Here is a 12,716-nt window from a genome sequence, read left to right as displayed (position 1 = left end):
AGAGTAGTTATCAATCCGATTCGCTACCTATAATTTTGATCATGCGTAAGCTTTTCATTCTGTTAATACTGTTTTATTCTTCCGTAGGTTTTTCGATATCAGATCTGCATCTCGTTGTGGATAGTAGTTTAAGTCTCCCAGTTAGGAAGATCATCCGTGAATATGCGAAAGAACAATCAATCATTATCACTGCGGATTTCAGCGCGTCCAAGGAGTTGCTTAAGAGTTCAGAAAAAGGTGCGCATATTGTGATTTCAGTGCACGACAAGAAGAGTAACTCTAATCTCAGAGGGGTAAACTTTGCATCAGATAGATTGTACCTGTGTCTTGCTAGAGGCAGTAGGGTTGAAAAACTGATTAGCAAGGGCGGTAACTTGAATACTATCCTGAAAATTGCGAAGAAACACTCCACTTTTATAGTGCCGAACTTGAATAGTCAAATAGGAGCTATAATTAAAGATGTTATGGTAAAATTAAAGATAGATAGGTATGTGGAAATAGGAAATTTCGAGAATTTGGGATACACAGCGATAAGGAGTGGTGCGTTCGCCATACTTCCTGGAAGCATTGCTACTCAATACGAGGGTGCTGGATTAGAAAAATTATTCGAAATTCCACGTAACCTTTATCCAAAGATTCAATACACGGTTTCAATTGTAGACAGTAGAGGAATCGAACAATCAAGAGACTTTATTAGATTTCTTTTCTTGGAGAGCGTGCTGTTAAGGGGATTGGGATTTTACCAGGGGGTCTAGTTGTTGTATGTAATAATCGCGGTCACAGCCATAGTACTTATTGTCGTTATCGGGTTTTTTGTAATTTACAGCTCCGCAGGTAGGGATTACTTATCTGATTCCGTGGAGGAGGGGGATCATCGAGAGTACCACAAAGAGAAGCATGAGAAGATCAAAGCACAGTACTACCGTAGTATAGATCTAGAACAGCCTAACCAGCGCTTAGAATATGATGCTAGGATTGTTGGAATAGCTAAACCTCAGGGAAAATGGACTAGTATGGTGATAAGAAGAAACATGCAGTATATGACAACCCTTAAACATCTTATGGGAACAAACTTCTCCAAAATAGGAATATGGCAACTGAGACTCAAAGCTCAATCGCTGATCTCACAAGGGATGCATAGAGGTAGGGGAAAGTAAAATCCACTACCTCAGCTTATAAGTGTTGCAACGAACTTTTCTATCTGTACCTGATTTTCTTTCAATTTTTCTCTCTCTGCTCTGATTATCGCAAGTGCTTTCTGTTTAGTTTCTTGTAGGTCATCATTGATTATAACATAATCGTATTTTGAGAAATGTTTTACTTCTTCCAGAGCTTCTTTCAGTCTGTACTCAATCACCTCTTTGGTATCAGTACCTCTACTCATGAGTCTTCTTCTTAATTCCTCCAGACTCGGGGGCAGCAAAAATATGGAAACGCTACTTACCTTCTGACGAACCTGATCAGCCCCTTGCCAATCGATGCAGCATAGGACGTCAACACCAGCTTCAAGTGTATTTTCTATATATTCCTTGGAGGTCCCATAATAATTTTGTAGGACCCGTGCGTGTTCTAGCATTTTCCCTTCAGCTAGTAGCTTATGAAACTCATCAGTGTCCACGAAATAATAATCCATACCATATCTTTCATTCCCTCGAGGCTGTCTAGTGGTGAATGACACAGATCGTTGAATATTTTCATCTTGAGTGACTAAGAAGTTCGCTATTGTAGTCTTCCCGGTTCCAGATGGGGAGGAAATAATAAATAATATTCCTTTTCTTTTCATTGTTTGCTTTTGGGATCGTATTGTATTTTACTCTTCGAAAGTCGTTTTCTCCAAGTTGGCATCTTTGAATTTGACATTTCGTGTTGTGTGCTTACTAAAAGCACTTCCTCTAAGTACTGCTCCTGTGAAGTCAGCATTACTTAATTCCGTATTTCTGAAATCGATATTTGAATAGTTTACTCCTCTGAAGTCACGATCACCACTAGCTATGATGCTTGCCAATTCTTTTAGTCCAATGATAGCGCCACTCTGTCTTAAACTCGCGGAATTTTCATACTGAATCTCTTCCAGAAATATACTCCTACCGAACGATGTATCTTTCAGGTCGAACAAGCCAAGTGAGTTCCTGGAGAAGCTGGAGTTTGTAATCTTTGATTTCTTTATTGAGCTTTCGCGTAGTGAGTTCATAAGGAAACTGCTTCTATCGACTGATGTTCCATGAATGTTGCTTATGGTGAACGAGGAATCAGTCATGTTTAATAGAGAGAGAGTAGAATCCCTGATTTGGTCATTTGAAAGCTGTGATTTGTTTATATCTAGATTGATAAAACGTCCTTGTACGAATGAGTTCTGCAATTCAGAGTGTTCGAATTTGATTTTTTGACCATCAACATCCAAAAAGATTGCATCTGAGACGTTGGAGTTGTAGATACTGAAATCTGAGATGCGTGTATTTCTGAATGAGACGTCCACTAATTCGCTTTTGTACAGTTCCGTATTGTTTACTTCCGAGTCAAAGAACTGTGATGCCTCAATCGTTAGATTTTGTATATGTAAGTTGCATAAGCAGCTCTTGCAGAATCTTGAATTACTGATATGTGCCCCCTCCAATGAGGTATTCGAAAAATCTGTATTAGTGAAGTTGGACCCATCTATGAGCATGTACTCAAAATTCGAATTTGTCATTGTCATTTTGTTTACAAGACAATTGCCCAAGATACTCCCGGACAGGTCGGAATTGATGAACTTAGAGTCATTCACCTCACTGTTATGGATGTATGATCTGATCAATTTGACGGTATGAAAAAGTGTATCATCGATTTTTGTATCGAATAACTTTGCTCTAGTGAAATCTGATTTCGCTATTACGGAAGTCATAATACTGGAGTTACTGATTTTTATTTCAGCTAGATTACTGTCCCTGATATTCGCGCCCGTGATTGTCATTCCTTCCAATATACCATCTATGATTTCGGTATTTTTTAGAATTAATTTCCCAAACTTGCTATCCTTCACAGACAGATACTGCAGGTGACTTTTGATTGACGTGATCCCATGAATGTTTGAGTTTTCAATATTGATATTGTTCAGATCCGAAGAAACCAGCGAGATATCTTCTATTTTGCTGTCTATGATGCTGCCACCATAGACAATTGCATCACCAAAATTACTATTGCTGATTACAGTATTTTTTAGCATGACGTTCGAAAGAACTGTATTGTTGAAGGATGCATTCTCTATTGTCATACCCTCGAATAGAGCATTCCTCATATTGAATCCCGAGAAATCGACATCTACAAGTTTTTCCCCAAAGTGATCCTTGAAGTTCAATATGGCATCTGGATTCTTTTTATGGGAATTCAGGAAATTTTCGATTTCTTTTTTTGTCGGAGAGGAAGTGTGACTGCAGTCAGCGCTAGAACAGAGAAAAGTGATCAACAGCAAAACCGAAAGAAGATGTCTCATAAGAATCTATAATGCGTCGAGCGTATAAGTCCGGTTATTGGGGTTATTATGTTTTCTTTTATAGACTGTCATATAATACGAAGCCAATATTACGACAATCGTAATGGATAATGAAGGAAGCATATTGTAGTGGATATCAGAAGTGTTAAGAATTGTGAAAAGTATCGTTGCAGTGGCTCCGGATACTAGTCCCAACAATACTGGAAACTTACTCCTTGCTTTCGTATATAGGCTGAACAGTATAACTGGTCCTATCGACGAACCTAAGCCTGTCAATGAAAAAATTGCTAACGTCCCAACGGATTTACTGAAAATCAATGAAACCAATAATGCTAGCATCCCTATGATGACGTTCGCTAATCTAGCTACAGAGATAAGATGGATATCATTTTGATTTGGTCTAAAATATCTATAAACATCATTGACCATGCAGCTTGCACTTAATACCAGTTGTGCATCTATTGTGCTCATCACTGCGGCTATCATCGCTAATACGATGATACTTTCCACTAATGGATTCGAGAACATTTTACTGAGATAGAAAAGCAGCATCTCACTATCTGTGGAGGAGGGTAACAACTTTATCGCGTATATCGCTGATACTGCGATACCACAGTAAATTAATGCGTTCAGAGCGATACTTGTGTTCCGCGCTGTGCTTATGCTTCCGCAGGATCTGATGGAGAGAAATTTCGTGATCGTGTGTGGAGTACCAAATATCGCTGAAGCAAAACTGAAGTATAGTAATGCCTGGCCAATATTGATACTTGCTGGACCACCTGCACCACTTTTTCTAAAGAACTCGGTAAGGGGTTCGGTGCCAAATTGAAGAAATAAAGAAAGTGGTAACAGTAATGCAGCTAATATCATGACCGTCCCTTGTAGAACGTTTGTGTAGCAGGTTGATCTAAAGCCGCCTACAATCGTGTAGAGCGTAGTTGTGGAGAACACTGAAAAACCAATTACTTCAGGTTTTATATCAATGATCCTGGAAATGACCTTTATCAGACCTAACATGTTTGCCCCTATATAGGTAGTAGTGAAAAAAATAATGATGCCTGATGCGATGATTCCAATAGTATCGCTACCGAACCTGTTAGCAAGATACTGAGGGATAGTTATTGCATTGTTTGCCTCGGTCTGTGCTCTGAGACGTTTAGCTAAGAACTGCCATGAAAGTATACCAAATACGAAAAATCCTAGATCTATCCATAACCTCGATAGACCGATTGTATATATCATACTCGCCACGACAGTAAATGTGCCTATACTTATCTCCGCGGAAACATGACTTATTCCAGCGATAATTTCGTGGATTGATCTATTCGCAATGATGTAGTCCTTAAATGATAGTCCGATCCTTCTGGTGAAATAGCCAAGAGCGATGATTACGGAGAAGTAGATTCCAATAGTGAGCAGACAGATATACATCTCTTAGGATATGAGGAATGTTGGATCTTTTGTAAACTATTTACCCTTCTAATCTAAACGATCAACGAGTAGAAGGAAAGTAATGCTATTTTTTTAACGAGCTATGAACCAGCAGGAAACTGGTACATCACACAGAGCAAAGTTATGTGATCTCACTTAGCCAGATGTTTTCTGATGAATTCTAGTACATCTGCGACGTGTCCTTGAACTTTTACTTTTCTCCATATTCCCTGAACTTTACCATCGGAATCTACGAAGAAAGTACTACGCTCTATTCCATGATACTTCTTTCCGAACATGGATTTTTCTACCCAAGCTCCGTATTTTTCTATCACTTCTGCGGACTCGTCAGATAATAAGTGGAACGGTAACTCATATCTAGTAGAGAAGTTTCTATGTGCTTTTATGTTATCTTTTGAGATTCCTAGAACAGTGGTATTTAGTTCCTCTAGTGCAGAAATCCCTTCTTTGAAATCCTTTGCTTCTTGAGTGCACCCAGGTGTATCATCCTTCGGGTAAAAATAAATCACGAGATTACGACCCAGAAGATCCTTTGAGTCCACTATTCCACCCATGCTTGAGGGAAGACGGAAAGAAGGAGCCAAGTCACCTATTTTCAGGCTGCTCATAGAAAAAGAAATACCTACAATCACTTTGTATCATCAACCGAGTCTAAACGAAATACTCTAGATCTGTACAATGACTGGACTTCACTGGGAAGGTGTAACCCCTAGTCGAGTGATGTTACATATCACCCCGAAGAATGCAGGTATAAGTCTTCTATAAGATTTGTATTTCCCTATTTGGCTCTTTCTGTTACAATTCGATGGACTTTCCCTGTTAGTAGAAATAAATTGAGCAGCACAGATTATAATGCAGATTCGATCAAAGTCCTGAAAGGGCTCGAAGCTGTACGCAAAAGACCTGGGATGTATATTGGCGATACAGATGATGGATCTGGTCTGCATCAGATGGTTTATGAAGTTATCGATAATGCAGTCGACGAATCTCTAGCTGGACACTGTAGTACAATAAGGGTCGTTGTTGGATCTGATGGCTCAGTCTCTGTGGAGGATAATGGCAGGGGCATGCCTACTGATATGCATGAAGAAGGTATCTCTGCAGCTGAGGTTATAATGACTCAGTTACATGCAGGTGGTAAGTTCGATCAGGATAGCTATAAAATATCCGGAGGATTGCATGGTGTCGGTGTTTCAGTCGTAAATGCCTTATCTGATTGGTTGAAGCTCACAATTTGGAGAAATGGAAAAACACATTTCATCGAGTTTAAAGATGGCGTAACGGTAAAACCAATCGCTGTCGTGGGAGAGTGTGGTGGGAAAACTGGAACTTTGGTTCACTTTTTACCTTCCAGAGAGACATTTAAAAATGTCTTGGATGTGAGTTTCTCAACGTTGGAAAATAGATTCAGAGAACTATCCTTTTTGAATCCTGGTCTAAAATTGGTTCTCACAGACCTGAGAAAAGGGGAAAATCTAAAAGAGGAAGAATTTTTTTCCTCCGGTGGTGCAGAAGAGTTTGTAGCCTATTTGGATCGAAATAAGGAACATATCCACCCGGATCCAATTAGAATCTCCGGTGAGACGGACTCTGTCATGATGGATATAGCAATGCAGTGGAACACTTCATATTACGAGAATATTCTCTGCTTCACTAACAACATATGTCAAAAGGATGGTGGTACGCACCTTGCAGCGCTGAAGAATGCTATGACTAGGGTCGTTAACCACTATATCACCAAGGAAAACCTGATCAAAAAGGAGAAAATAGCAGTATCAGGAGACGATATCAGGGAAGGTTTGACAGCCATATTGTCTGTGAAGCTTCCTGATCCGAAGTTCTCATCGCAGACTAAGGAGAAATTGATTAGCTCAGAAGTCAAGCCCGCAATAGAGAAAATGGTCGGTGATGGACTTGCGGCCTGGTTAGAAGAGAATCCTCTTCGGGCTAAGCTCATTGCCAAGAAAATAGTTGAGTCAGCACTAGCAAGAGAAGCAGCGAAAAAAGCTAGAGATCTCACACGCAGAAAGGGTGGACTTGAGATTACTACTCTACCTGGAAAATTAGCAGATTGTCAGGAAAGATCTCCTGAGTTGTCAGAACTGCTGATAGTTGAAGGGGATTCCGCAGGTGGTTCCGCTAAACAAGGTCGAGATAGAAAGACCCAGGCAGTCCTACCATTGAGGGGTAAGATATTGAATGTCGAAAAAACAAGATTCCACAAAATAATAGGTTCTGCCGAAATAGGAAACTTAATCACTGCACTTGGTACTAATATTGGCAAGGAAGATTTCAATATTGGCAAAATTAGGTATCACAAGATCATTATCATGACCGATGCTGATGTAGATGGATTACATATTCGGACCCTTTTGCTTACTTTCTTTTTTCGGTATGCGAGGGAAATCATAGAAAGGGGGTATTTGTACATCGCACAGACCCCTCTCTACAAGGTGATAAAGAAAGGTACCGACGTCTATCTAAGGGATGACGAGGCGTTGGAAGAGTATTTATTAGCTCGGGTTGTGAAGGGTCGTGAGCTCAAGGGTGCCGATGGTAAATTGTATGCCGATCAAGAATTGAAGAAAATTATTCAACTCTGCCTAGTTTTGGTGAAGATCCTAGGAAAAATCGCTTATAGAGTCCCACAGGAAATATTGGAAACAGTATTCCTTTGTGGTGAGTCTGCTGATCCGGCAAAACTTGTCGAGAGGGTGAGCCTCATTGCTGCGGGGACCTGGAATGTCACTTGCTTTGAAGATCGTCTAGTGTTCGAGCGGATCTTACAGGGAATAAGGAATGAGTATGAATATTCCACATCCTTGTTTTCCAATGAAGATCTAGAGAAGATGAAGAGGGTCCGTGACACGATCCTGAGTGTTTTTTATCCCGGCTTTGCGGAATTCAATGGTAAGGCAGTCTACTCTGTTTTGAGGTTCTCGAAGGATGCAGATGCAATTGCGAAATCAGGAGTCGGTCTTCAGAGATTCAAGGGTCTAGGCGAAATGAATCCGGAGCAGTTATGGTCTACAACGCTGGATCCAAAAAATCGGACGATCTTCAAAGTCACAATAGAGGAGGCTTCTGTTGCTGATCAGATGTTTTCCATGTTGATGGGAGATGCAGTTGCGCCTCGCAGGGATTTTATCATAGACAATGCACTTAATGTGAGCAACATTGATGTCTGACCCCGGTTCCACTTTTGCAGCACTTTCTGTGCAGGATCACGATGAAATCATGCAGTCTTGTCGTACTGAGAGCACCAGCTAAGATCAATCTCTTTCTTTTAGTTACAGGGAGGGATTCCGGATTTCACCTAATTGATAGTTTTTTCTGTTTCACCCATGATTTCTGCGATACAATAGAGCTCATCTCCTCCACTCAGAGTGTTCACTCAGTTGAGTTCTTGAATGCATCGCATCCCATTGAGAGTCAGAATAGCATTACTAAGGTGTTGTCCTTCATTGAGAGTTACGCAGATAGTTACTTTGATGTCAGGATAACTAAGAATATTCCTGTAGCTGCTGGTATGGGTGGTGGTTCCGCTGATGCTGCAGCTCTTCTAAGATACTTTAGTAGTGTGTATTCTATTTCCGCTCCTGTACTGCGAGAGATAGCTCTCTCCATTGGATTGGATACTATAGCATGTTTGCATGGGTCGCCGTGTCACGTTACTGGAAAAGGTGAACAGATACTACCATTACCGAAGCGAAATGTACTTAGATCCTTGTTACTCGTGTGTCCTAAAGTTGCAGTCGATACAAGTATGGTTTACAGGTGTTTCCATGAAAGTGATGCGGCATTTTCCGCAAAATTGGAGAATGTGCCTGACTACTTCACGTTCGAGGGTGCGTTGACCCTACCGAATGATCTTACAGATGCTGCAATCTGCATTGCTCCGGTAATACGAGATGTTTTGAATGATATTAGAAATTGTGTTGGTAATAAGTTCGCGAAGTTGTGTGGTAGTGGACCTACTTGCATCGGTGTGTTCGATACTGAAGAAAATTTAGGTAATGCCTGTTCCAAACTTCGGAGAGATTGGTGGGCTAAGGTTGTTCAGATATCTCTGTAGCGAGTAGCAATCACAAGGTATTCAAGTGGATGTTTAAATTCTTTGCAGCGTGTATGTAGTATGGCTAGTCCAATAATACAACTCTGTCAGTTGTAAGGAAATTGCTGCAATTCTCTTGGATCTCAGTTCCAGCTGATAGAAGCGGTCTTCTAGGTGTGTTTTCGTGTTACATGATTCCACGATGAAGGATGGTCTACTAGCTTGGAACCTCAGTCATTTTGTTCAGCGAAGTTGCAAGATGCAAGAGTGGCTCACTGATGTAAGATCATTCATAGCGTTAAGTTTGGATTAATTTTCATTTATTCTAGTATCCCTGCCTATACACAGCACTGTAGTTCGGTATAACTGTTATGTGTCTACACAGCCTCGGGTGAATTTAAATGATCAGCTTACTATTATATTTTCTTTCCTTCGCAGTAGTGGTGTCTGTCATTGTTTTTGCACATGAATTTGGGCACTATATTTTTGCTAAAATGTTTGGCGTAAAAGTTGAAGAGTTTTCGATAGGTTTCGGTAAGGAGCTGCTTGGCTTCAACGATAGATCTGGAACGCGTTGGAAATTCTCAATGATTCCAGCTGGTGGATATGTAAAGATGTTCGGGGATGCAGATGAGACAAGCGCTCCTGACAATGAAAAAATCCGACATATGCAGGATGATGTAAAATCGCGGACATTGCATTGTAAGCCTTTGTATCAGAAAGCGCTTGTGATTTTTGGCGGACCTCTGGCTAATTTTATCTTCGCATTCCTGCTGCTTTCATTTTTATACGGATACCTCGGTAAAGTCACTGTAGATCCAATAGTGACTTCTGTAGTAGCAGAGAGCCCAGCTGCTCATGCTGGGTTCCAGGTTGGAGATAAGATTCTGAAGATGAATGGTACACCAGTTGCTGGCTTTGATAAGGTAAAGCAATTTGTTTACTTGAATCGGGAGCGCGAGATATCATTTGTCGTATTACGGGATGGCAAAGAATTATTCATCCAAGCTACGCCTAGAATCGAATCAGGAACAGACATCTTCGGAAATCAGGAAAATTTACCGAGACTCGGAATAGAATCATCAATAGTACATTACAGCAAGGTTAGCCCAATGACAGCCATGAAGCTATCCATAATTGAAGTTGGGAACGTTATTCGTTCCACACTGAAGATTCTTGGTCAAACCATCATAGGAAGGAGCAGTCCGGATAGTATTGGAGGGCCAATAAAAATTGCGAAATATTCAGGCCAGTCTTTTCAGAGGGGGTATGCCATGGTGATTTGGTTTATGGCAATGCTTTCGATCAATCTTGGTCTATTTAATCTTTTTCCTATTCCTATGTTGGATGGAGGCCATCTTCTGTTCTATTTGATTGAATGGATTAATGGTGATAAAGTAGCGGTAAAATATCAGGAGTGGGCAAGCAAGGTCGGAATCGCTATCCTGCTTGCGATTCTTGTCTTTGCCGCTTTCAATGATATTCGTTTTATTCTTAGATAGTTGATGAAAAATAAAGTTCTGCTCGTCCTGTTAATACTCTTCTTGGATCCGTGCCTTGCTGAGAATGTGAATGAGATCAGTATTTCTGGTAACCGGAGAGTGGAACAATCGATTATCAGGGAGCTACTAGGAGTAAAGTTGGGGCAGGATCTCCAACCTGATTCCCTGAATGCATTATTTAAGAAACTTGATGGTTCCAAGCTTTTTAGCAGCACGGAACTCAGTTTCACATCTGGTGTGTTGAAGGTGCATGTCACAGAGAATCCTATTCTCAGAGATGTCATTGTAAGCGGAAACAAGCTATTGAGTACTTCCGCAGTCTTAAAAATTCTCGGATGCAGGGAAAATACACTTTTTGACCCTCAGGCCTTTGAGAACAATCTTTTCGCGCTCAAGAACTATTATAGAAGTTCCATCAAGGAGGGTACGAAGATTGAGTACCAAAAGATTCCAATTGACGAAAACAGGATAGATCTTGAGGTGAAAATTAGAGAGAGTCAACCATCAATAATACGATCCATACAGTTCGTGGGAAATGAAAAGTATTCCGATGTTTCCCTGAAGCGTGTTATTAGGAGCAAGGAGATTAGCGTGTTTAGACTATTTGGGACGTCCCACTACTATTCACGAGATAAGCTCGAGCTCGATGAGGAAATACTCAGAACATTCTATAGGACTCAGGGTTATTTTGACTACGTTCTAAAAGGAGCGAAGGTGGTCAAACAGGATAATGGTGTATCGCTGCAGTTCAAGATTTCCGAAGGTGTTAGATATCGCTTCGGCAAAATAGAAATTGCCGCGTCACAAGCAGATTTGGATGCCAAAAAGCTTTATAAAGAGATTAGTATGGCAGAGGGCGATATTTTCAATATAGATGCTGTCAGTAGGACGAGCGCTAAGATCCTTAATGCTCTCAATAAGGATGGATATACGTTCATGGATGTTGTTCCAGAGTATTCCCAGAGTAAGGACGGTAGTGTGAATGTCACTTACCGTGTCGTTGCCGCGAAAAAACTTAAGATTCGTAAGATCAATATTCTTGGTAACGTGAAAACACGGGATTACGTAATCAGGAGAGAAACGCTTCTCAGCGAGAACGATATTTACTATCCAGCTAAGATAGCTGAGTCCCGCAGACGGATATTGAACCTAGGCTTCTTTGATGAAGTCTCAATAGAGGAGCGGCAACTCGATAACCAGAGCCTTGAGCTCAATATACGGGTAAAAGAGCGTACTACTGGCTATATAAATCTCAGTGGTGGTTATGGCTCAGATGTAGGTCTTTTCGGGAATTTTTCTTTCACTGAGAGTAACTTCCTGGGTACCGCTGACGCTGTCGGAATGGCGCTCAGAAAATCTACGTCCGGTTTTGACTGTTCGGCTGATTTCCAGAAAAAGAGGATCTTTAATACTTTGATTACCGGAGATGTTTCCGTCTTTTTCAAGAAGCAGAATATGCAGGAGGGCAGTTTGTATAAGATCGCCTCTAAGGGGATCAATTCTAGCTTGGGGTACCACATAAGGGACGACTTATATTTAAATCTTTCTTATTCTCTGAACTCAGATAATGTCTTCGATGTTGATGATGAAGCCCCTGATTCAGTCAAGAAGACTGCTGGATCAAAGGTGTTATCTGCTATTGGGTATATATTATTCCTCGATAAGTTGGATAATTATTTCTTTCCATCGCGGGGTTATGCCGTCAGGTTCGGACACAAGTTCGCAGGGGTTGGTGGCGATGTGAAGTTTGTTCGCCAGGATTTGAAGATCGGTGGTTTTCAGTCTCTTTTCAATCAGAATGCGGTTGTCAGTCTCATTTTAGCAGGCAGAGCGATCTATGGTTACGATGGGCAAGCAGTTGATATTAATCATCGTTTCTTTGGGAATGAAATGCGTGGTTTCGCCATAGAGGGTATTGGCCCACGTGATGTAGATACGAATAATGCACTCGGAGGACAATTGTTCCTACTTGGTACTACAGAGGTGCGGACTCCACTAAAGTTGCCAGCGGAATTGGATCTTAAGGCAGCACTTTTCTATGAAGTCGGAAGTGTGACTTGGATAAATGGTGCCGCAAATGATGTATATGATTCAGGTGCGCTTAGGAGTAGTGTAGGTGCTGGCATTATATGGAGTGGTCCTCTAGGTGTTTTGAGAGTAGATGTTGCTCGTGCACTGGTAAAAGATAAGATGGATAAGGTAAGTACAATAAAATTCGGTGTTGTTTCTCCGTTCTAGG

At 40.9% G+C, this 12,716-nt stretch carries 10 protein-coding genes; 6 read left to right on the top strand and 4 right to left on the bottom strand.

Annotated elements, in window-relative coordinates; all coding sequences use genetic code 11:
* Positions 1 to 41: 41 nt before the first annotated feature.
* Both NHE_RS03085 and NHE_RS03080 read left to right on the top strand, forming a co-directional pair.
* The gene (locus NHE_RS03085; RefSeq protein WP_051579645.1) at positions 42 to 755 is read left to right on the top strand and encodes a hypothetical protein; all 714 of its coding nucleotides are present in this window, start codon (positions 42 to 44) and stop codon (positions 753 to 755) included.
* Between the two features lie 3 nt (positions 756 to 758).
* Positions 759 to 1,157, top strand: coding sequence for a hypothetical protein (locus NHE_RS03080; RefSeq protein WP_198014740.1), 399 nt, complete (start codon positions 759 to 761; stop codon positions 1,155 to 1,157).
* Positions 1,158 to 1,168: 11 nt separating this feature from the next.
* On the opposite strand, the gene gmk is transcribed toward NHE_RS03080, so the two are convergent.
* The 4 genes from gmk to bcp form a co-directional block, all read right to left on the bottom strand.
* Complete coding sequence (gmk, locus tag NHE_RS03075; protein WP_038559878.1) at positions 1,169 to 1,783, bottom strand: guanylate kinase; 615 nt, start codon at positions 1,781 to 1,783, stop codon at positions 1,169 to 1,171.
* Between the two features lie 27 nt (positions 1,784 to 1,810).
* Complete coding sequence (locus NHE_RS03070; RefSeq protein ID WP_038559875.1) at positions 1,811 to 3,469, bottom strand: pentapeptide repeat-containing protein; 1,659 nt, start codon at positions 3,467 to 3,469, stop codon at positions 1,811 to 1,813.
* A gap of 6 nt (positions 3,470 to 3,475) precedes the next feature.
* Positions 3,476 to 4,900, bottom strand: coding sequence for a sodium:solute symporter family transporter (locus NHE_RS03065; protein WP_051579642.1), 1,425 nt, complete (start codon positions 4,898 to 4,900; stop codon positions 3,476 to 3,478).
* 152 nt (positions 4,901 to 5,052) lie between these two features.
* Positions 5,053 to 5,529: a thioredoxin-dependent thiol peroxidase gene (gene bcp / locus NHE_RS03060; protein WP_038560654.1), complete on the bottom strand. Its 477-nt coding sequence runs from the start codon at positions 5,527 to 5,529 to the stop codon at positions 5,053 to 5,055.
* Positions 5,530 to 5,754: 225 nt separating this feature from the next.
* On the opposite strand from bcp, the gene gyrB reads away from it, so the two are divergent.
* From gyrB to bamA, 4 genes are all read left to right on the top strand, one after another.
* The gene (gene gyrB / locus NHE_RS03055) at positions 5,755 to 8,109 is read left to right on the top strand and encodes a DNA topoisomerase (ATP-hydrolyzing) subunit B (RefSeq protein ID WP_038559873.1); all 2,355 of its coding nucleotides are present in this window, start codon (positions 5,755 to 5,757) and stop codon (positions 8,107 to 8,109) included.
* Between the two features lie 41 nt (positions 8,110 to 8,150).
* The gene (locus NHE_RS03050; protein ID WP_038559870.1) at positions 8,151 to 8,996 is read left to right on the top strand and encodes a 4-(cytidine 5'-diphospho)-2-C-methyl-D-erythritol kinase; all 846 of its coding nucleotides are present in this window, start codon (positions 8,151 to 8,153) and stop codon (positions 8,994 to 8,996) included.
* Between the two features lie 380 nt (positions 8,997 to 9,376).
* Complete coding sequence (gene rseP / locus NHE_RS03045) at positions 9,377 to 10,477, top strand: RIP metalloprotease RseP (RefSeq protein ID WP_038559868.1); 1,101 nt, start codon at positions 9,377 to 9,379, stop codon at positions 10,475 to 10,477.
* Positions 10,478 to 10,480: 3 nt separating this feature from the next.
* The gene (gene bamA / locus NHE_RS03040; RefSeq protein WP_038559867.1) at positions 10,481 to 12,715 is read left to right on the top strand and encodes an outer membrane protein assembly factor BamA; all 2,235 of its coding nucleotides are present in this window, start codon (positions 10,481 to 10,483) and stop codon (positions 12,713 to 12,715) included.
* Position 12,716: the final 1 nt, after the last annotated feature.

The sequence above is a fragment of the Neorickettsia helminthoeca str. Oregon genome, from assembly GCF_000632985.1.
Lineage (GTDB): Bacteria > Pseudomonadota > Alphaproteobacteria > Rickettsiales > Anaplasmataceae > Neorickettsia > Neorickettsia helminthoeca.
Note: the sequence above shows the minus strand (reverse complement) of the source record. Positions and strands in the feature narration are given on the sequence as shown.